This is a genomic window from Mesorhizobium sp. Pch-S, assembly GCF_004136315.1.
GTDB lineage: Bacteria > Pseudomonadota > Alphaproteobacteria > Rhizobiales > Rhizobiaceae > Mesorhizobium.
This window is the reverse complement of sequence record NZ_CP029562.1, coordinates 4,067,063-4,087,419: the sequence shown is the minus strand read 5'-3', so window position 1 is coordinate 4,087,419 and position 20,357 is coordinate 4,067,063. Positions and strand designations below refer to the sequence as shown.

16 protein-coding genes are annotated in these 20,357 nt (G+C 61.8%); 6 read left to right on the top strand and 10 right to left on the bottom strand.

The annotated features are described in order from the left end of the window. Window positions 1-188: 188 nt before the first annotated feature. Window positions 189-1,268 carry an AbrB family transcriptional regulator gene (locus C1M53_RS19185; RefSeq protein WP_129413685.1) on the bottom strand — a complete coding sequence of 360 codons (1,080 nt, stop codon included), beginning with the start codon at window positions 1,266-1,268 and terminating at the stop codon, window positions 189-191. A gap of 210 nt (window positions 1,269-1,478) precedes the next feature. On the opposite strand from C1M53_RS19185, the gene C1M53_RS19180 reads away from it, so the two are divergent. From C1M53_RS19180 to C1M53_RS19170, 3 genes are all read left to right on the top strand, one after another. Further along, complete coding sequence (locus C1M53_RS19180) at window positions 1,479-2,747, top strand: aspartyl protease family protein (protein ID WP_165358188.1); 1,269 nt, start codon at window positions 1,479-1,481, stop codon at window positions 2,745-2,747. A gap of 238 nt (window positions 2,748-2,985) precedes the next feature. Further along, window positions 2,986-3,300 (top strand): hypothetical protein, encoded by a 315-nt coding sequence (locus C1M53_RS19175; RefSeq protein WP_129413683.1) that lies wholly within the window; start codon window positions 2,986-2,988, stop codon window positions 3,298-3,300. A 47-nt stretch (window positions 3,301-3,347) separates the two neighbouring features. Then, the gene (locus C1M53_RS19170) at window positions 3,348-4,739 is read left to right on the top strand and encodes a multicopper oxidase family protein (protein ID WP_129413682.1); all 1,392 of its coding nucleotides are present in this window, start codon (window positions 3,348-3,350) and stop codon (window positions 4,737-4,739) included. A gap of 115 nt (window positions 4,740-4,854) precedes the next feature. Here C1M53_RS19170 and C1M53_RS19165 read toward each other — a convergent pair whose 3' ends face one another. The 7 genes from C1M53_RS19165 to C1M53_RS19135 all read right to left on the bottom strand — a co-directional run bounded on the left by C1M53_RS19165 (window position 4,855) and on the right by C1M53_RS19135 (window position 14,289). Continuing rightward, window positions 4,855-5,748: a dihydrodipicolinate synthase family protein gene (locus C1M53_RS19165; RefSeq protein ID WP_129413681.1), complete on the bottom strand. Its 894-nt coding sequence runs from the start codon at window positions 5,746-5,748 to the stop codon at window positions 4,855-4,857. Between the two features lie 57 nt (window positions 5,749-5,805). Beyond that, entirely contained in the window at window positions 5,806-6,537 is a 732-nt protein-coding gene (locus tag C1M53_RS19160; RefSeq protein ID WP_165358187.1) for a glucosamine-6-phosphate deaminase, read from the bottom strand. A 1-nt stretch (window position 6,538) separates the two neighbouring features. Continuing rightward, window positions 6,539-7,972: an FGGY-family carbohydrate kinase gene (locus tag C1M53_RS19155; protein WP_165358186.1), complete on the bottom strand. Its 1,434-nt coding sequence runs from the start codon at window positions 7,970-7,972 to the stop codon at window positions 6,539-6,541. Between the two features lie 73 nt (window positions 7,973-8,045). Next, window positions 8,046-9,389, bottom strand: a complete 1,344-nt coding sequence (locus tag C1M53_RS19150; protein WP_129413678.1) for a glutamate-1-semialdehyde 2,1-aminomutase — start codon at window positions 9,387-9,389, stop codon at window positions 8,046-8,048. Window positions 9,390-9,480: 91 nt separating this feature from the next. Continuing rightward, window positions 9,481-11,157: a serine hydrolase domain-containing protein gene (locus tag C1M53_RS19145; RefSeq protein ID WP_129413677.1), complete on the bottom strand. Its 1,677-nt coding sequence runs from the start codon at window positions 11,155-11,157 to the stop codon at window positions 9,481-9,483. 11 nt (window positions 11,158-11,168) lie between these two features. Next, the gene (locus tag C1M53_RS19140; protein WP_129413676.1) at window positions 11,169-12,626 is read right to left on the bottom strand and encodes a leucyl aminopeptidase family protein; all 1,458 of its coding nucleotides are present in this window, start codon (window positions 12,624-12,626) and stop codon (window positions 11,169-11,171) included. A 1-nt stretch (window position 12,627) separates the two neighbouring features. Further along, complete coding sequence (locus tag C1M53_RS19135) at window positions 12,628-14,289, bottom strand: peptide ABC transporter substrate-binding protein (RefSeq protein ID WP_165358185.1); 1,662 nt, start codon at window positions 14,287-14,289, stop codon at window positions 12,628-12,630. 75 nt (window positions 14,290-14,364) lie between these two features. On the opposite strand from C1M53_RS19135, the gene C1M53_RS19130 reads away from it, so the two are divergent. From C1M53_RS19130 to C1M53_RS19120, 3 genes are read left to right on the top strand one after another with little or no spacing between them, the layout of a single operon-like run. Beyond that, window positions 14,365-15,357, top strand: coding sequence for an ABC transporter permease (locus C1M53_RS19130; protein WP_207213022.1), 993 nt, complete (start codon window positions 14,365-14,367; stop codon window positions 15,355-15,357). After that, window positions 15,354-16,304, top strand: a complete 951-nt coding sequence (locus tag C1M53_RS19125; protein WP_129413674.1) for an ABC transporter permease — start codon at window positions 15,354-15,356, stop codon at window positions 16,302-16,304. Before C1M53_RS19130 ends, C1M53_RS19125 begins: the two co-directional genes overlap by 4 nt. A 14-nt stretch (window positions 16,305-16,318) precedes the next feature. Next, window positions 16,319-18,004 (top strand): ABC transporter ATP-binding protein, encoded by a 1,686-nt coding sequence (locus tag C1M53_RS19120; protein ID WP_129413673.1) that lies wholly within the window; start codon window positions 16,319-16,321, stop codon window positions 18,002-18,004. On the opposite strand, the gene C1M53_RS19115 is transcribed toward C1M53_RS19120, so the two are convergent. Together C1M53_RS19115 and pcaF are read right to left on the bottom strand one after the other, a co-directional pair. Further along, entirely contained in the window at window positions 17,993-18,859 is an 867-nt protein-coding gene (locus C1M53_RS19115; protein ID WP_129413672.1) for a GntR family transcriptional regulator, read from the bottom strand. The two genes, C1M53_RS19120 and C1M53_RS19115, sit on opposite strands and share 12 nt — an antisense overlap. A gap of 288 nt (window positions 18,860-19,147) precedes the next feature. Next, window positions 19,148-20,356, bottom strand: a complete 1,209-nt coding sequence (pcaF, locus tag C1M53_RS19105) for a 3-oxoadipyl-CoA thiolase (RefSeq protein WP_129413670.1) — start codon at window positions 20,354-20,356, stop codon at window positions 19,148-19,150. Window position 20,357 lies beyond the last annotated feature (1 nt).

The window sequence follows — 20,357 nt, the reverse complement described above, 5'->3', positions numbered from 1 at the left end:
GATCGCAATACCCAGCCGTGCAACTGTCGTCCTCGACCTGAGAGTCACGTCCCTGCGATCTTGCGCAAAGCCTCGATTTTGTTTTTGGCCCTATGCGACCTGTTTTTCCAGTCGTTTTTACAGGGACTTGGTTCACCCGACCGGGTGAAGATTGTCTGTGCAGCCCGAAGTTCAGCAGCCAGAGCCCTTTACTTCAGCGTCCGGGCAACCAGACGCGAGATGCTGGGACCAGCCAACAGAACCACGAGGAACCGGGCTGCCTGCAGCGCCATCACGAAGGAAAGATCAACCTTGTCCGACGCCGCAGCAATGATCGCCACCGAATCCATGCCACCCGGGCTGGTCGCCAGATAGGCGGTGAGCGGATCGACGTCGAACATCCTGACGATCAGCCAGGCCATCAGCCCGCAAAAACCCATCAGCACGAGAATGGCGGCGATGATCTGCGGTAATGCCCTGGCGGCATGCCGCACGGTATGGATGGTGAAATTCAGCCCGATGGTCCACCCGATGGCGACATAGCTCAGCGCCAGCAGCCATTCCGGTATCTGCATCGTCTGCCCAAGCGCAAGATGGACGAAGCCGCCGAGTATGAAGGCGCCGAGGAAAAACGGCGATGGCAAACGCGCCATGCGGCCCGCAAAACCACCAACCGCAGCAACCACCAGGGTCAAGCCAAAAGCCGGCCAATCGAGAGGTGGAAACCAGACGATTGCCGGTTCGGCCACGCCTGATTTGTCGACCCACAGCCGCGCCACGGCGGCTGCTGCAATGGTGACGATCACCACGCGCAGATATTGCATGAAGGCGACCAGGCGCTGGTCCGCCCCGAACGCACCCGCCATCAGCACCATTGCGGTAGACGCACCCGGCGCGGCGCCCCAGACGCCGGTCGTCCCTGGCAAAATGTCGAGACGGCTGATCAGCCAGCCCAGAAGGCTGGACGCTGTCAGCGTCGCCAGCACGACACCCAACACCAGCAGCCATCCCTCGGCCAGCGTTGAAAAGATGCTGAGGGAGATCGACCCCGCGATCAGGCAGCCGATTATTGCCTGAGCCGAGGCAAATGCCATGCGCGGCACGCGGGTGGTGGCACCGTTGACGCCTGCCACGATTCCCGCGACCAGTGAGCCGATCAACAGCGCCGCAGGCAGGTGGACCAGCTCAAGCAGCGTAATCAACACCAGCGTCAACGGGAGCAGCACCAGCCACTGCGATGGTTTGGCAAGGACGGCAAGGCGGGAGGGCGACTCGGTATCGAGGGTCATGCAAGATCTATAATACCGCCAGGGACCATGCTGCAGTAACCTTCCGGGCACGGTCGCCACGCAAACGTACGGCGGGAATCGGATCGTCGACACACCCGGGACCGACCGGCCACGACGCAACCGGACGACCGCCTCTTTGTGTCGCTGCCAGTATTTCGGCCTAGCTCTTGAATGCGCTTGCAGAAGTTTTTTGTGCCCGCAAGATGCAGCATGTTTTCTGTTCTGAAACGCGGGCGCATGAGACCTCGTCCACCAACGATCAGGCAAGCTCCGCTGGTCCGCCGGTTGTATGCGGGGGCGGTTTTGTTTGCGCTGGCCTGCAGCTGCAATATGGCGCAAAGCAAGACATCGCCCACAACGACTCAACCCGGCCAGCCAATTGCCGTGGGCGCTGCCGCCAAGCCTGAATGGATCGAGCTGAAACCCGCGGCATATCCTTTTTTGATTGTCGATGCGGTGCTGGATGGTGAAACCCTGCCCGCGCTGATCGATACGGGCACGAGCCACACGATACTGGACCTTGGTGTGGCCCAGAGAAAGGCAATGCCGCTCCGTCATCTCGGATCCTTTGACGTCTTCGGCAAGACCGTGGAGACCCAGGGGACCGATTTCACCTCTTTCGAATTCGCTGGTCTGCGCCAACGCGGCGAAACAATCGCAGTGCTGGATTTGAGTGACCTTCAGGCCCAGCTTGGCACACCATTCGCTATCGTCGTTGGTGCCGATGTTCTTTCCACCCATGCACTGCAAGTCGATTGGGATCAAAACCGCTTGCGCCTGTTGCCCAGCGGAGCTTCTGCCCTGCCCGCCGGTACCAAGGTGCCTTTGAAGATGACTCCGGACGGCCCTTTTGAAACACGCATTTCCATCAACGGCCATGAGTTCGACCGTACAGCCATCGACACCGGCGCAGACAGCGATCTTATAATACGCAATGCTGTGTTGCCTCGGCTCGCGATCACGCCAGAGCGAATGACCGATCGTGTCTCCCAGGTGATTGGCCGGATTCAAGTCGAGGGTCTGTTTCGTGCAGACATCGTTCAATTTGCCGGTCTGCGTTTCGAGCGCGTTCCGACAAGTACGACTGAAACGGCCGTGTCCGGTTTCCCGCAATTCGATGTGCTTGTCGGCATGGGACTGCTGGAACGGTTCAATTTCATGATCGATGCGCAGGCGAAACGCATGGTGTTGTCCCCACGCGAGACATCCGTCCCCGATCGGCCCTCCTCGACCAGCGGCGTCATAGGCAACTACACCACCGAAGGTTTGGTCCTGCTTCACGTCATGCGGGGCTCGCCAGCCGCTAAGGCCGGGCTGAAGGTCAACGATCGCATCTGCAAGGTCGATGGCCAAATGGTGGACGCAACCTGGCAAAATGGCGCCCAGCGGGCCTGGAGCGTCGGCAGACCCGGTCGAAAGGTCAATCTCACCCATTGCGACGGGCGTGAAACGACGCTGACCCTGAAAGAGTTCTATTGAGGGGCGAACAGCGGTCGACTTGAAGGCGAACCGTCGGCATGTGTATGCGCCTCCGATCTGCCGCAACAAAATATGACAAAAATATTCATGTTTTTGTTTTCATCGGCGCCGTCGCGCTATATGGTCGTGTATTCCTCGGGAATCCTGGCTGCGGACGGCCGCAGCGATGCCGAGAAGCGCGACGCAGCGAACAGCCACGCCGGCAATCCCTTCAAACGATAATGCAGAGAGTTAACGCGTGTCACAAATCGAAGTAGAAAATCGCCATGCCGACGCCGAGGCACATATCCGCACCACTGTGATGAACGAGATTTGCGAGGTCATGCACCGTGCGGGATTGCCGCCCTTGGCGGTGATGCGACTGGTGGCACGATCGATCGGCACCATCTATCGGGAAATGGCGGACGCGCACTCCGGTGTCGATCCTTGTCCCTGCGGCTGGCGACCCAACACCAAAACCGATATGGAGATCCTGAGTTCCGCCCTGTTGGCAGCTTGCGAACGCCGTCGCACGGCAGATCTGCGGCTGATGCCGATAGCCGGCCGGGCCTAGACATCCTGCCTCTTGGGCATCGGTCAAAATCGAATTGTGGAGCCCTCATGCCGAAAGTCACGCGCCGCGCCATCCTGAAGGCGTCGGCTGGGGTTGCCTGTGGTTTCGGGCTGGGCTGGACAGGCAATTCCATTCGCTCCGCGCTGGCTGCTCCGGAACCACAAATCCTCAAGCCGCGGAAGATCGAGGCAAAACTGACGGGCACCGACCTGACCCGGGATGTGCTCACCTACGGCGATGCGGGAATGCCGCCGGTGTTGCGCATGAAGAAGGGCGCGGCCTTTGCGGCGCGGCTGGTCAACGGCATCGACGAACCGACCACCATCCACTGGCACGGCATCCGCGTCCCAAACAAAATGGATGGGGTGCCGTTCCTCGTGCAGCCCTATGTCTATACTGGCGATCAATTCGACTATGCCTTCACGCCGCCCGACGCGGGCACGTTCTGGTACCACCCGCACTGCAACACCTTGATTCAGATGGGTCACGGCCTGACCGGCGTGATCGTCGTCGAGAACCCCAGCGACCCTGAATTCGATGCGGAAGTGGTGCTCAATCTGCGCGACTGGCGCCTTGGTGGCGACGGGCAATTCATCGAGCAGTATCGGCCTCGCGACGCCGCACGCACCGGAACCTTCGGCACGGTGCGCACCGCCAACTGGATCGAGCAGCCGCAATACGATGCGCCGTCGGGTGGGCTCGTGCGTCTGCGCGTGGCGATCACGGATGTGACGCGCATCTATTCGTTTCGTGTCCAGGGGGCGGACGCAACGGTGATCGCGATCGACGGCAATCCGCTTCCGAAGCCGTTCCCCCTCGATCTCATCCAGCTCGGCCCCGGCCAGCGCCTGGAACTGGCGATACGCATGCCCGACAAAGAGGGAGCGCTTGTCAGCCTCGAGGATATTCGCGGAACGAAGTCGGCGGTGCTGGCAACACTGCGCTCGTCCGGAGCCTCGTTGCGGCGCGACGCGCGTGATCTCGCACCGCTCGAAGCCAATCCCATCGAACATGTCGATGTCGCTTCAGCCCAGCACATCCGGCTGGCCCTCAGTGCGACGGCAGAGAATGTGGCGGCAGACAGCATCTGCGGTTCGCTTGGCTACAGCTTCTGGGCCATCAACAAGGTGCCGTGGCCGGGCGATACGCCCGATCCAACTGCGCCACTGGCCGAGTTGAAGTTGGGAAAAAGCTACGTCATCGACATGGAGAACCTGACGCCGCATGCCCACCCCATCCATCTGCATGGCATGAGCTTCACGGTGCTCTCCTCTTCGAAGCGCCAGGTCCAGCCGCTGATCTCGGACACCTACCTGATCCAGGCCGATGAGAAGGTGCAGCTCGGCTTCGTGGCCGACAATCCTGGCGACTGGCTGCTGCATTGCCACATCATCGAACACCAGAAGACAGGCATGACCAGCTATCTTCGTGTCGTTTGAAGCACTGACCTGCGAAGCGTCGCGCAGCTGATGTTTACGAGGAGACTGGTCCTGAAACGCGGGCATTGCCGGGCTAACTGCCGGCAACGCTTGTTCGAGTTGCAAAAGCGATCGATCAATTCGCGTTGGCCAAAGCCTTGATCGTCGCCCTGATGACCGCTTCCGCCCTCGCCCGTTCCTCCTCGATCACAGGCAGGCGCGGAGCCCGGACATGTTCCGGAGCGCCATAGACAAGATGCTCGGCCAACTTGATGTACTGGACGAGCTTGACGTCCGTATCGAGATGGAAGGCCGGCGTCAGCAAGCGGTACAGCGGTAATGCCGCAGCGAAGTCGCCGCGCTTGGCCGTTTCGAACAACCTCACGCATTCGGCGGGCCAGGCGTTGGTCATGCCCGATACCCAGCCGACGACGCCGAGTGCCACGCTTTCCAGGATGAGGTCGTCGACACCGCAGAAGATGTCGAAACGATCGCCGAAGGCATTGAAGAGGTCCGTCACGCGGCGGATGTCGCCGGTCTCTTCCTTGATCGCGACGACGCCCCGGACATCGGCCAGCATCTTCAACGTCTCGACGTCGACATCGACCTTATAGGCGAGTGGATTGTTGTAGATCATGATCGGCAGATCGCTGGCTTCGGCGACGGTCTTGTACCATGTCGCCGTCTCGCGCCGATCCGTGCGATAGGCGAGAGACGGAAACGTCATCAAGCCTTCCGCTCCGAGCCGCTGATAGTTTCGGGCTGCAGCAACGGCATTGTCTGTCGAGAGTTCCGCCAGACCTGAAAGAAGCGGCACGCGCCCCGCAACCACTTCCTTGGCCGCCCGCACGACAGCGTCGCGCTCAGCCTGCGTAAGCGAGGCATTTTCGCCCAGCATCGGCAAAACTATGATGCCCGACACGCCGTTGGTGATGAGACGATCGATGCTTGCCTGGGTAGCGGTGAGATCGATCACGCCCGAGGCATCCATCTTGGTCGTTACGGCAGGAAAGACACCACTCCAGGTCATGTTCGGCTCCCATTCGTTGATTGTGTCGGACTGTCAGCGGCCTTCCACGGACGGCCTTCAGGATGGCATCAGGGCTTCTTCGGCCACGATCACCAGGTCGCTGTGCCCAAGCAGGCTGGTGACGGGCCAGGCCGGGTCCTCGCGGCCGGACAACAGCGCGGCCATGGCTTCGCGTTTGCTCTCGCCGGCGCATAGCAACAGCACCTTTCTGGCGGAGCGCAGCGTGTTGATGCCCATTGTCACGCCCGTGCTTGGCACACTGACTTCGTCGGGAAAGTTGGGACGATGCGCCTGCCGTGTCCTCTCATCCAAAGCAACCACATGCGTATCGAGATCCCAGGCAACGCCTGGCTCGTTGAAGGCAATATGCCCATTGGCGCCCAATCCCAGCACCGCAAGGTCTATGCCGCCGGCCGCAGCGATGGCGCGATCGAACGCGCGACATTCCTCATCGGCGTCGGAAGCATCACCACGCAGGAGATTGACCTGATCCTCGGGTGCATCGATGCGGTCGATCAGATGGCGTCGCATGAAGGCATGATAGCTGCGCGGATTGTCGGGCGACATGCCGACATATTCATCGAGGTTGAACAGCGTCGTGTCGCCGAAGCTGATTTCGCCGCGCTGGCAGCGTTGCGACAACTCCTCATACATGCCGATTGGGGTATCGCCCGTCGGCAAGGCGAGGCTCGTCACGGATCCGTCGAGCAACGCGGCGCTGACATGGTTCGCAGCGAGCTTCGCCATGGCAGCGCGATCCGCCGCCCAGGTCACGTTCAATTTCGTCATCTCAGTCTGAAGCCTCGGCAATCGCGGGGAAGAGCGCTGAGTAGCGCCGATAGATCTTTTCGTAGTTGGTGGAGATAACGGAAGGGGCGACCACATCCGTCTGTGATGCTGTTGGTGCAGGACGCTCGGCTTGAGGAATAGCCAGCAATGCCGCGCCGATCGCGGCCGGCGAAGAGTGATGATAGCTCACCACCGGGCGCCCCAGAATGTCGGCCAGCATCTGCCGCGTCGAGACATGCGAAACGGCGTGACCGGCCAGGACGACACGCTCGATCTTCGAGGTCTCCGCCAGGATGTCGATGCAACGCCTGATCTCGAACTGCACGCCTTCGAGATAGGCACGGGCGATGTCCTGCGCCTTGTGCTGCACCGTCAGACCATGCAGGACGCCGCGCAGGTTCGGATTCCACAACGCGCCCTGCTCGCCCCCAGCCAGATAGGGCGAGAACATCAGGCCGTTGGCGCCTGCCTGCGATGTCGCCGCTGCGGCGTCGATCCTGCCATTGTCCCAGCCGAGCAAGTCGTTCAGCCAGCGATAGCTGGTACCGGTCGAGAGCAGGTCCATTTCACGCCCGAACACGCCATCGACAGCATGAGGCGTCAGCAGATAGCGCCGCTGCGGGTCGCGCAACGGATCGCGCAGACTGTCCATGATGATGGTGCTGGACCCGGTGGTGACGCACACCGTGCCGCTGCCGAGGCCGGCCATGGCATAGACGCTGGCGACCGAGTCCGCGCAGCCGACGGCCACGGGTGCGCCTGCCGGCAAGCCGAGGCGCGTCGCCACGTCGTCGCGAAGCGGGCTCGTCGCTTCAGCCGGCCGGATCGCCGGCAGCAGAGACGTGTCGACACCCCATATGGCACAGAGGTCCGAAGCCCAGGATTTGCCGTCGAGATCGTAAAGACCGTATCCCGCCGCAGTCGACGGATCGGTCGCCAATTCGCCTGTCAGCGCGAAATGCAGGAAATCCTTGGCGGACAGGATCGTGGTCACGCCCTTGCCGAAACAGTCGAGATGATGACGGAACATCGGCGCCAGGTAACGCCCATCGATGGGCATTCCCGTCCGTTCATAGATCATCTGCCGCTTGCGCTCGTCGAGGATGCCCGATGCCCAGGTGTCGGCGCGGCTGTCCATCCAGGTGATCGCGGATGGCAGCGGCCGATCACCCTCCAGACAGACCAGGGTGGGCAGCTGGCCGGTCAGGCCGATGGCGGAGACCTGTTTTGCAACATCTGCGTCGAACTGCTTGACCGCAGCCTCAAGGGCAGCCAGCCAGTCGAGCGGATTCTGCTCGGCCTGGCCGGGCAACTCCCTTGTCAGGGGAAACGCCGCCTCGGTAGTGGCCATGACCTTGCCCGACACCGACATCGCCACGCATTTGATGGCCGAGGTGCCGAGATCGATGCCGAGGATGACGTTGTCGTTCTTCATTGCTGTCCTTGAGGGAGAAGGCGCCCGAGCTTTGCAGGCTTCAGCCTGCATGCAAAGGCGCCTTGTCGGAGGTTCAGTGCTTTGCCTTGACCGCACGCATCGCCTCGCCGGCGATGGCGACGGTCTGCGCGATGTCGTCCTCGGTGTGGGCGAAGGAGATGAACAGGTTCTCGAACGCGCCGGGGTGGAACAGGACACCACGGTCGAGCATCTCTTCCCACCATGTCCGGAAGACGTCGTGACGTGCATAACGGGCAGCGTCGCGATAGTTGCGGATCGGCTTGTCGGCGAACCAGAGCTGCATGACCGGCCCGACGCCGGTCACATAGGCCGGGATGTCGTTGTCGGCGATCACCTTGGCCAAACCGTCGAACAGCTTCTGGCAACGCTGGTAGAGCGTGTCGTAGAGGCCCGGCGTCGCCAACTGGTCGAGCGTCGCATTGGCTGCCGTCACCGCGATGCCGTTGGCCGCATAGGTACCCGCCATCGAGACGGTGCCGTCCGCGACAAGCGCCATGATGTCCTTGCGCCCGCCGAGTGCCGCGACCGGGAAACCGCCACCAAGGCCCTTGGCAAAGGTGGAGAGGTCAGGCTGGAGGCCGTAATAGCCCTGCGCACCACCGAGGCTGAGACGGAAGCCGGTGATGACCTCGTCGCAGATCAGGATGATGCCGGCCTTGGCCGTCAATTCGCGCATCGCTTCGAGATAACCCGGCTCCGGCAGGATACAGCCGGTGTTGCACATCACCGCCTCGGTGATGACGGCAGCAATGTTCTGGCCTTCGCGGGCGATCGCGTCGCGCAGCGCCTCGACATCGTTCCATGGCAGGATGATCAGGGAATCGTCGAGACCGGCCGGCATGCCGGGACCTTGGGGGATTGCCTTCGGCGTCTTGTCGGGGCCTGCCGTTTCCAGGGTCGGATGCTTGCTCCAGTAAACGCCGTCGGAGAAGCCGTGATACATGCCCTCGAAACGGATGAGCTTCTTGCGGCCGGTGAAGGCGCGGGCAAGGCGTACGGCATAGAGAACCGCCTCGGTTCCGGTGTTGCACAGGCGAACCTGCTCGATCGCCGGCACCGCGGCAATGATCTTTTCCGACAGCGTGATCTCTTCGGCCGCCGGCATCGCGAAAACCGTACCGCGATTCTGGATGAAATCCACGACGGCATCGGTGATCTTCTGCGGACGATGGCCCAGGATCATCGGCCCGAGGCCGAGCAGATAGTCGATGTACTCATTGCCGTCGACGTCGAAGAGACGCGAGCCTGTGCCGCGATCCACAAACAGCGGATAAGGATCCCAGCCCGACCAGACGGCGCGCGCCGTGCTGTTGACACCACTCGGGATGATCTCGCTGGAGCGGGCAAAATAGTCTCGGCTCCGGGTGGAGCGCGAGGGTGTCTTGTATGCAGGCATAAAATCTCTCCTCGGAGAACAAGTTTGCATACTTATTATAATGAGTATGATGACATGTCAACGACAACGAATGGAATAATGAGACCGTCGTTCAATCGGTGAAGGTTCGTGAATAGCGATTGCCGTCCCGGGTCACCGAGATGACCTTGTCGTTGACGACCGGGCCGAGAACCAGGCGCTCGGGCGCATGGGTTTCGGCGCCGACCCGGAAAACGCCGGGCTCGAGTTCCACCAGTTCCAGGTCCTCGCCGGGTGCCTCGACGCCACCGGGCGCGATCAGCAACAGGCGCCCACCGCGCGAGACAATGCGGAAATTCGTGTACCAGGGCGAATGCGAGCGGTAGTGACCGACGCAGGCGCTGGAAGCCTTGCCGCCGCCTGTCGAAGCGTTCGGCTTTCGGCGCAGTTCGAGCGGACCATAGTTCCATCCGCCCTCCCCACCGTCGATACCCTGTTCGAATGTCAGGTGAAACGTCGCGAAGGCAGGATGATCGGTGACGTAACGCGACGACCACGTCTTGAAGACGTGCCCCCGGATGCCTCCACTCGAAAGCATGACCTTGCCCTCATCGACGGCAAAAGAGACAGCGACCGGATTGCCGACCGCATCATGGGCGGAGAAATCGCCCAGCATCGCGGGCTGGAACGCAAGCTGATCGTGCACATCGAGGTCGAGCCTGATCGGAGGCAACTCGATCTCATGACCTGTCAGCCAGGCATGTGCCGCGCGGGCAATCACTTGCGCGCCCGGACAGTCGCCATTGGCGTTGGTCAGCACGACGATGCCGACATCGCGAGACAGATCCGCCAGCACGAACGTGGCGTACCCAACCATGCCACCGCCATGGGTCAGGCAATGGCCACCCCGGATGGTCTCGGCATTGATGCCGAGACCGTAGACGCTCCGCTCGACACCGGTATCCGCCAGGTACTCGACGATCGGCTCTCCTTCCGGCGCCAGAAGCCCGGTCAACTGTTCGAACGCTGTCGGGCTGACAACCGTTCTTCCATCCAGTTGCCCCGCCCCCAGCAGCATCCGCACGAACCGCGCCAGATCCGGACCTGTCGCGGCGATGTTGCCATCGGACGTGTTGGTTTCGAACCAGGTTGCCGGCGCCAACGCACTTCCTGGCAGCCACGGACAGTCATCCCGAGCAGGCGCGTAACCAACCGCAAATCGATGCCGGTCCCGGTTCGAGATGCAAGGCGCGCTGGCAGCCATCCCGAACGGCGCGAGCAGTCGCTCCCTGTAGACTTTGACGGTCGGTTGCCCGGTGACGGCAGAAACGACAAGACCGAGCAGAATGTAGCCGATGTTGGAATAGTGGAACGCGCTGCCGGGCGCGAAGCCCGTGGAAAGTTCCCTTAGCCACCAGCCTTGCCCGATTTCGTCCGGCAGGGAGTCGGTCCCGGCAGGCAATCCAGCAGAGTGGTTGAGCAGATGGCGCAGCGTGAACATCGGGTAGTCCGAGCCGACACTGAACCAGGGCAGATAGGTTGTGACGGGTGCGTCGAGATCGACTTTTCCCTCCTCGGCAAGCTGCAGCAGCGTCAAGCCGACGAAGCCTTTGCTGATGGAGCCGATGGCAAACAGATGTTCGCGCGTGACCAACTGGCGCGCATCAATGTTGGCAAGACCAAAGGGAAGTTCGAGCAGGGTCTCGTCGCGCGAGACAGCAATGACGATGCCTCCGGGAATTGGCCAATGCTGCGTGAATTCATCAGCCAGTGCGCGCAGCCGCTGCGCGATGATTTCGATCGATGTCATGGCGTTGGAACCTATTCACCAGCCCGGTTGAGCAGCAATTGCAGCAGCGCCCTGACCGGCGAGCCCGTGGCTCCCACCGGCCACGGTTCGAACCCTTGGTCGAGATAGGCGCTCGATCCATTGTCGATGTGAGCCCAGGGGACGTCACCAGCAAATGTCCGGAGATAGGTAGCGGCAAGCTGACCGCTGTCTGGAACCGACAAGGGCGCGTTGGCGATGTCGGCGACTTTCGATTCGATCAGGCGTTCGTACTCGGCTCTGAGCGGCAATCGCCAGCCCGGCTCGCCGGCGAATTCGCCGGCATCGCAAAGCGCAGCAGCAAGCGAGGTCGATGTCGACCAGCATCCCCACAACAGCGGACCGACGCCGCCGCCATCGGTGAGCGTGCCGACATCGATGATCTCTTTGACGCCGCTCCTGGCGAGATGAGCAACTGCATCCGCCAGAACCAGGCGGCCTTCGCAATCGGTGTCGACAACTTCCGTTTTGCGGCCACCGGGATGACTTACGACATCGCCCGGACGCAAGGCATGGCCACCCGGCATGTTCTCCGCCATCGGCAGGACGACAGTCACGTCTGGATCCGCACCGAGTTCCACGGCTGCAAAAACGGCGCCGGCCACCGCAGCGGCAGCGGCCATATCGGCCTTCATCCAGGCGATCTCTTCCGCATTCCGCTTCAGATTGATGCCGCCGGAATCGAAGGTGATGCCTTTGCCCGCCAAACCGAGACGCGCCTCTTTGCGACCAGGATAGAGGCACACCACGCATGGCTTGTTCGCGCTGCCGCGACCGACAGCCTGCGTCGCTCCGAACCCTTGCCTGGCCAGTTCAGCCTCGTCCCAAACCTCTACACCAACACCCAGTTGCCGTGCACGCTCGGCCACAATCTGCGCAAAACGCGCCGGCACGAGGTCACCGCCCGGCGTTTCGACAAGATCGCGCACCCAATTGACCGCCCTGCCCGCTGCCATGCCGATTTCGAAGGCGCGTTGCAGCCCGGCTGAACCGGACACCAGAAGCTCGATCACGACTTCGGACTTGCTCATCCGGGCATGGCCGCCAATCAGACAGGCTTCTGCCGCAGCCCGTACGATAGAGGCCGGCTCGGCTCCCAGCCCATCCAACGCAATGACGCCTTGACCTCGCTTCCGCAGGAAATACGCCACCGGCATCAGGGCTTCGCGCAGCGTGTTTGCAGTAAAAGCTTCGCGCGCTCCGAGACCGACCAGAAGCACCGCCGGCTGGTCCGACGCCGGTACCAGAAGTGCCGAAAGCTGCCCGACCTTGCCCTCGAAGGATGGATCAAGGCGCAGCACATGACGGGCAAATTGCCCGCCATGTGCCGCCTTCCCCGCCAACTCAGCATCGGCAACTTCAAACCCACTGGCTCCCGCAAAAGCGGGCATCACCAGAATGTTCGCTTTGGCCAGAACAGACGGCTCGCTGCCGATGCATAGGGTGGTCATGCTATTTCACCTTGTGAACGTTCATCAGCGTTTCGGTCGACAGGTTGTTCACCGAACCAACCAGAGGCGACAGCACGAAGCCTTCCCATTTCGGGCTGTGGGCTTCGATGACATTCGGATAGTTGAGCACGATATAGGGACGAGCTTCGAAGATGTGCTTCTGCATGGCGGAAATCTCGGCCCGGCGTTCCTTGTTGTCGAGCAGTGTACCCTGCTTCAGATACATCTTGTCGTAGTCTGCATTGCAGTAGCCGCTGTCGCTGTTGCCGCCACGCGCCGCGCAGGTGACAATACTCAGCATGAAGTCCGGCTCCACCGGTGGCACCCAGCTCCACATCGCGAAATCATAATCGAGATATTTCGCCTCGGGAGCCTGTATCGCTTCGGCCGCGGCGCCTGGATCCATCTTGCGCTGGGTGATCTCGACGCCGATCTTCTTGAAGCCCGACTGGATGATCTGGAAGGCGCGGTCGCCGGTACCGTTCTCTTCTGTCGGGAAGATCACTTCATAGGCCATGCGCCTGCCGTCGACGATGCGGATGCCGTCGGCGCCCTTCTTGTAACCCTTCTCGTCCAGGATCTGGTTTGCCTTGTCGGTATCGTAGGGCAGCGGCTTGATCGCTTCGTCATGATAACCGCTTGCCGGCGCCACGATGGTCGAACCCGGCGTGGAGAAGCCGAGCCAGACGATCTTGTCGATCGTCTCCCGATCGATGGCGTACTCCAGGGCTTCGCGCACCTTGGCGTCGAGCAATTCCCGATTGTTCGGCTTGTCGGCGCTGGTGTTGATGATCAGCGTCTTCATGCCGACCCCTGGCCCGCTCAGCACGGTCATCCCGGCCTTTTTCAAGGTCTCGACGGATGTCGGCGGCGTCTGCTCGCCGATCATGTCGAGCTTGTCGGTGACAAGCGCGGTGATCATGGCATCGTCATTGGCGAAGAACTGCAGACCGAAGCCGTCGATCACTGGCTTCTTCTCGCCCCACCAGTTCGGATTGCGGGCAAAAAGCGCGATCTGTTCATTCTCATGCTTGGTCAGCATGAACGGGCCACCTGCGACCACGGGGGCGGCATTCGCGAAGGTCGGGATCTGTTCGCCATCGCCCTCCGCCAGAGGCTCCCAGATGTGCTGCGGCAGGATCGGCAACGCCTGCAGCTGCGTGAGCACATTGGCGACCGGCAAGGAATAGGTCAGCACCAGCGTGTTGTCGTCGGTGGCCTTGGCATCCTCCATATGAGCAACCCAACCGGCCAGCTTGCCGGTGGTGCCGGTCTGGAATTTGCGGATCAGGTTGAAGGTGAAGGCCGCATCCTTCGCCGTCAGCGGCTCGCCATCGGACCACTTCGCATTCGCGACGGTGTGGAACGTCCAGACCTTGCCATCCGCCGAGGTTTCCCACTTGGTGGCGAAGGACGGCACGATTTCGAGCTTGGCATCATATTCAGTCAGGTGTGGGTACACATACTGATAGAACACTGAGCTGTAATCGGAGTCCGAGACGAACGGGTTGAGCGAGTCGATCGGTTGGGTCGCGCCGATACGCAGGATTTCGGCTGCAGAGGCTGATGGTATTGCGGGCACCTGGAAAACGGCCGCTGCCGCGACTGCTGCGGCGATCGCCAGGGTGCGGATATTCCAACTCTGGTGAGGTTTCTTTTTCATTGTGTTCTCCCGAGACGCAAGATTCTCCAAAATGGGGACTTGCCTCATATTCAGGCTACTGAGTATGATGAGTACATGTCAAGCCGCTTGGGAGGAGCAGAGGCGTTGCGGGGATCGGCCTATATCTGGAAGCGAATAGTTTTCGCTGTCGTCACGGTTTTTGTGGCCTTGACGCTCAATTTCATCCTGTTCCGCGTGCTTCCCGGCGGCCCGGTCAGTCAGATTTCGCGCGTGCCGAACGCCTCACCCGCCTTGAAACAGGCTCTGACCGCACAGTTCGGTCTCGATAAGCCGCTGTGGGAACAATACCTGCTTTATCTCCAGCAGACGCTGCAGGGCAATTTCGGCGTTTCCTATATGAACAGGCAGCCGGTGTTCGACAATCTCGTCGAAGCGTTTGGCAACACCATCCCGATGGTTGCGACAGGCACGATCCTCGCTTTGACGCTCGGTGTGATCGTCGGCGTCATTTCGGCCGTTCGCCGTGGCAGCATGACCGACCACCTCAGCACCAACATCGCCGTCCTGTTCTATGCCTTCCCGACGCAATTTCTCGGCATGATGCTGCTCATCATATTCGCCAGCGTGCTGCCATCTGCCGGCATGAGCGATCCCTTCGCCATGGGTGGCTCGGGATGGGAGACCTTCCTCGACACGCTGAAGCATATGGTGCTGCCCGTAACCACACTGGCGTTGACCCTTTATGCCGAGAACGCGCTGATCGTGCGTTCAGCGATGTTGGAAACGCTGGGCGAGGACTACATCCTGACGGCCAAGGCAAAGGGCGTGCCGCGAGGCCGGCTCATCCGTGCGCATGCCTTGCGAAACGCCATGCTGCCGATCGTCACCATGGTGGCGATGTCGCTCGGCGCCGTCGTCACGGGCTCCATCCTCATCGAGGTCATCTTCTCCTGGCCGGGCATTGGCCGGGCTCTCTACACGGCAGTGCTCAAGCGCGACTATCCGATGCTTCAAGGCGGGTTCCTAGCCATCACCGTGGTGGTGATCACCTTCAACCTCATTGCCGACCTCATCTACTACAAGCTCGATCCCCGGATAACGACATGACCCTTTCCCTGCCTGGGCCAGCCGCCCCGGAAGCCGAGACCCGGCTCGGCTTCTGGCCGATGCTGAACGACGTGCTGCACCAGCGCGCCGCGCTTGCCGGCCTTGCCATCGTCACCGTCTTCGTCCTGCTCGGGCTGATCTCGCCTTTGATCGAGCCCTACAGCGTCCACGAAGCTACCTGCGCGGTGTTCGAGCCACCCTCCTGGCAACACTGGTTCGGCTGTGACGACGGCGGCATCGACGTGTTCAGCCTGGTGCTGCGCGGTGGTCGTATCTCGATGATCGTCGGCGCGACCGCGACCCTCATCGCCATCGGCATCGGTGCGACGGTCGGTATCCTGTCGGGTTATTTCGGCGGCTGGGTGGATACGGTGCTGATGCGCATCACCGACTATTTCCTCGTCATCCCGCAGATCGTGCTGATGATCGTGATTGCCGCGGTGTGGGGCCCAAGCCTCTCCCATGTCATCATCGTCATCGGCGCCTTGATGTGGACGAGTACCGCGCGGCTTATCCGTGCGCAGGTCAAAAGCCTGCGTGAACGGGTTTATGTGAAACGCGTCGAGGCGCTTGGCGCCAGCCATTTCCACATCATCATTCGCCACATCCTGCCGCAGATCGGGCCGCTTTTGGTTGCCAACACCGTGCTGGCCATCACCGTCGCCATCTTCAACGAGACCGCGCTGGCATTTCTCGGCCTGTCCGATCCGACAGCGATCACCTGGGGCACCATCATGGAACACGCCTTCGATCGCGCAGCGGTCAGCAGCGGCGCCTGGTGGGCGATCGTTCCCGCCGGCGTTGCTGTCGCCGTGCTGATCATGGGTTGCTACATGCTCGGCCGTTCGATCGAGGACGGGCTCAATCCCCGCCTCAAGGTCTCATATCTCTCATTGCATGGCTGGAAGCTGCGTCCGCTCGTCGGCCGCGGGCCGGATGCTATTTGACAAGGAACTCCAGCTTGAGCAGCGCCTTCGCAATCCAAGACCTGAACATCTGGTTCGGCGCCAACACCGCCAACGGCCGCGCCGAATTCCATGTCGTCAAGAACGTCAACCTGGAACTCGCCCCCGGCGAGCGCCTCGGGCTCGTCGGCGAATCCGGTTCGGGTAAGACCACCACCATTCTCGCCGCAATGGGCTTGCTACCGGCAACCGCGGAAGTCTCCGGCCGCATCCTGCTTGGCGGCACCGATATCCTGCATGGTGGAGAAGCCAGCGTCGCGCCGCATCGCTGGAAAGATATCGCCATGGTCTTCCAGGGTGCCATGAGCGCGTTCAATCCGGTCAGGACCATCGGTTGGCAGATCGCAGAAGCTATGCAGATGCATGGCGTTGCACGTGGCATCGCCATGACACGCCGGATCGGCGAATTGCTGGAGCTGGTCGGCATCCCGGCCGATCATGCCGCGCGCTTTCCGCATCAATTGTCCGGCGGCATGCGCCAGCGCGCCATGATCGCGATGGCCCTGGCATGCGAGCCCAAGGTCCTGCTGGCCGATGAACCAACGACAGCCCTCGACGTCATGGTGCAGGACCAGGTGATGAAACTGCTGGTCCGGCTGAGCAAAGAGTTGAACCTCGCGCTCGTCCTCGTCACACACGATCTCGCCATCGTCGCGCAAAGCTGTCACCGGGCGGCTGTCATGTTGAAAGGCGAGGTCGTCGAACAGGGAGAGGTCAGCGACCTCTATCATCGGCCAAAGCACGAATACACACGCAAGCTTTTCGAGGCGACGCCGGACGTGTTCAGCACGCCGGAGGCTCCCGTCAGGACTTCCCCGGCATCGACGAAAACAGAGTCCGCCTCGCCCTTGCTCGAAGTGCGGAACATCAGCGTATCCTACCCGCGCGTCCGCAGCCTCCGCGATGTGATGCGTGGCGCTGAGCCGGAAGCGCCTTCCGCGGTGGAGAACGTCTCGCTGCACGTCGATCGTGGTGAGATGGTCGCGCTGGTCGGACAATCCGGCAGCGGCAAGACAACGACGCTGCAGGCGATCCTCGGCATGGTCAGGGCGCGCTCCGGATCCATCCATCTCAATGGCCGTGACGTCACCGGCCTGACCAGCGGACAGTGGCGGCCACTGCGCCGCCAAGTGCAGATGATCTACCAGGATCCGTATGAGTCACTCGACCTGCGCTATCGCGTGCGCTCGACGGTCGAGGAACCATTGCGCGTCCACGGCATCGGCCTGACGGCCAAAGAGCGCGACAGCCTGATCCATGCGGCTCTCGAACGCGTCGGTCTGACCCCGGTCGAACGTTATCTCAACCGCTTCCCGCATGAACTGTCAGGCGGCCAGCGCCAGCGCGTCGCAATCGCTTCGGCGATCGTGCTCAAACCGGAATTGCTGCTGGCAGACGAGCCAGTGTCCATGCTGGACGTATCGGTGCGCGCCGGTGTGCTCGAGCTCCTCGACGAACTGCGCACCGACGCCAGGATGGGCATCCTGATGATCACGCACGATCTTTCGACTGCGGCGCACTATGCGGACCGTATTGCCGTCATGCATCAAGGCAGGATCGTGGAAGAAGGTGTGGCTTCCGCGGTGGTCCGCTCGCCGAAGGCCGATTACACGCGGGCGCTGCTCGCCAGCATCCCCCACCCGGATCCGAACCGCTCGACCTTGGCCGACCTATCGGCCTGAGCGGCCGGCCACCTTTTTCGCCGAAGACGCGGACTTGCCGCCATGCAGCGGCAGCACCACCCATTGTTTCATGTCGGTCGGTTGCAGCAGATGCCGGCTTCCGGAACCTGACGTATAGAACACGAAATCCGAGGCCTTGTAGGTCTGCTGGTAACAGTCGAAGGCCTTGCCATCGGCGGTGAAGGAAACACCTCTGATCCGCACGATCTGGTCACGCGGGCCAAGGTCCAGCGCCTCGCGCTCCGCAGCGGTGGGCTTGTCCACTTCCAGCGATTGTTCGGCATAGTCGTCGCGCAGGCCGTAACGCTCGGCAAGCAACGTGTAGAGCGAGTCGCCCGCCTGCAGATCGCTCTCGTTGATGGCCGGGACAAGGCTGAGCGGCAGCACCGCCTGCTCCAGGATCGCCGGTGTTGTCCCGAGGCTGCGACGCCGCATGATTTCCCAGACGGGCTGGCCGATCTCGATCGATAGCGCCTTGGCAATCTCCGGCCCGGGCAGGCCGATGTTGATGGCAAGCACCTCCGTGGCGAGGTCCGGCCCGCCGGACGGAGAGAGCGTTTCCAGAAGACGCCCGGTTCTGCTCGGTTCGCTAACGATGCGATCCTTGGCGACGAAAGTGCCGATGCCCTGGTGGCGGTGGATCTTGCCGGCGTGTTCCAGCTTGTCGAGAGCGTGTCGCACCGAGATCAGGCTGACGCCGGTCAATCTGGCGAGCTCGGTCGAACTCGGCAGTTTGTCGCCGCCGGTCAGATTGTTCTTGGCGATGAAATCGAGGATCCAGTCATAGACGTGCAGATAGCGAAGTTTCCGTTCCTCGCTATCCTCGGATGCGATCTGTCTTTGCCTTTGAGCCAAAGCCACTACCCCGGCATTTCGGTGGACAAGTTGGTGCCTGCTCCCGGTTGGACAACAGCCTTCGGTCAACAGTGTATGGCTGTCATACTGAGAACGACAAGCTGATGCTAGAGCGTTTCCATTTTAACGGAAACACGGAAACGCTCCGGCTCCTTGTTTTTACGCAGTTCCGCACGGAAAACCGCTACGCACTTTTCCCGGAATTGCTCTGGCCAGCGCAGACCCATCAGGAAAAGTTTGAGCCGGAGCAAGCGACTGTCCGTCAGCTTGAGTACGATTTGGCCAAACTCACACCCTTTCGAGTGCGATGGCGATGCCCTGCCCGACGCCGATGCACATGGTGGCGAGCGCGAGGCGGGCGCTGCGCTCCTTCAGTTCCAGCGCCGCCGTGCCGGTGATGCGGGCACCGCTCATGCCGAGCGGATGACCGAGTGCGATCGCGCCGCCATTCGGATTGATGTGTGGTGCATCCTCGGCGAGCCCGAGCTCGCGCAGCACCGCAAGGCCCTGCGCCGCGAATGCCTCGTTGAGTTCAACCACGTCGAAGTCCTGCGGTGTCAGTCCAAGCCGGGTACAGAGCTTTTGCGTCGCTGGCACCGGGCCGATGCCCATGATGCGCGGCTCGACACCAGCCGTGGCAGCACCCAGCACACGGGCGATCGGGGTGAGGCCATACTTCCGCACCGCTGCTTCCGAGGCCACGATCAATGCCGCAGCACCGTCATTGACGCCCGAGGCGTTGCCCGCCGTCACCGTGCCGCCCTCCTTGCGGAACGGCGTTGCGAGCCTGGCCAGCGTCTCAACGGTGGTGCCGGCACGCGGATGCTCGTCCTGTGCCACCACGATCGCATCACCCTTCCTCTGCGGGATGGTGACGGCAACGATCTCTTTCGCCAGCCGGCCATTGGCCTGTGCTGCCACGGCCTTGTCCTGGCTGCGCACCGCGAAGGCATCCTGGTCGGCCCTGCTGACCGCGAATTGTTCGGCGACGTTCTCAGCGGTCTCCGGCATGGAATCGATGCCGTACTGCTTCTTCATCAGCGGATTGACGAAACGCCAGCCGATGGTGGTGTCGTGGATCTCGGCCTGGCGCGAGAAGGCGGTCTCGGCCTTGGGCATGACGAAGGGAGCACGGCTCATCGATTCGACACCACCGGCAATCAACAGCTCGGCTTCGCCTGCCTTGATGGCGCGGGCGGCAATGGCCACCGCATCCATGCCCGAACCGCAGAGGCGGTTGACAGTCGAGCCCGGCACCGCCACCGGCAGTCCGGCCAGCAGTGCCGCCATGCGGGCAACGTTGCGGTTATCCTCGCCGGCCTGGTTGGCGCAGCCATAATAGACGTCGTCGACCGCTTCCCAGTCGATGCCGGCATTGCGCGCCACCAGCGCCCTGATCGGCGCAGCGCCGAGATCATCCGCACGAACCGACGCAAGCACCCCGCCAAACCGCCCGATCGGCGTGCGAACATAATCGCAGATATACGCTTCGCTCATC

Bases quoted from the DNA above. Each gene is read 5' to 3' on its own strand.
- C1M53_RS19185 (WP_129413685.1), bottom strand. From the start codon at position 1,268: ATGACCCTCGATACCGAGTCGCCCTCCCGCCTTGCCGTCCTTGCCAAA.
- C1M53_RS19180 (WP_165358188.1), top strand. From the start codon at position 1,479: ATGTTTTCTGTTCTGAAACGCGGGCGCATGAGACCTCGTCCACCAACG.
- C1M53_RS19170 (WP_129413682.1), top strand. From the start codon at position 3,348: ATGCCGAAAGTCACGCGCCGCGCCATCCTGAAGGCGTCGGCTGGGGTT.
- C1M53_RS19165 (WP_129413681.1), bottom strand. From the start codon at position 5,748: ATGACCTGGAGTGGTGTCTTTCCTGCCGTAACGACCAAGATGGATGCC.
- C1M53_RS19160 (WP_165358187.1), bottom strand. From the start codon at position 6,537: ATGACGAAATTGAACGTGACCTGGGCGGCGGATCGCGCTGCCATGGCG.
- C1M53_RS19155 (WP_165358186.1), bottom strand. From the start codon at position 7,972: ATGAAGAACGACAACGTCATCCTCGGCATCGATCTCGGCACCTCGGCC.
- C1M53_RS19150 (WP_129413678.1), bottom strand. From the start codon at position 9,389: ATGCCTGCATACAAGACACCCTCGCGCTCCACCCGGAGCCGAGACTAT.
- C1M53_RS19145 (WP_129413677.1), bottom strand. From the start codon at position 11,157: ATGACATCGATCGAAATCATCGCGCAGCGGCTGCGCGCACTGGCTGAT.
- C1M53_RS19140 (WP_129413676.1), bottom strand. From the start codon at position 12,626: ATGACCACCCTATGCATCGGCAGCGAGCCGTCTGTTCTGGCCAAAGCG.
- C1M53_RS19135 (WP_165358185.1), bottom strand. From the start codon at position 14,289: ATGAAAAAGAAACCTCACCAGAGTTGGAATATCCGCACCCTGGCGATC.
- C1M53_RS19130 (WP_207213022.1), top strand. From the start codon at position 14,365: ATGTCAAGCCGCTTGGGAGGAGCAGAGGCGTTGCGGGGATCGGCCTAT.
- C1M53_RS19125 (WP_129413674.1), top strand. From the start codon at position 15,354: ATGACCCTTTCCCTGCCTGGGCCAGCCGCCCCGGAAGCCGAGACCCGG.
- pcaF (WP_129413670.1), bottom strand. From the start codon at position 20,356: ATGAGCGAAGCGTATATCTGCGATTATGTTCGCACGCCGATCGGGCGG.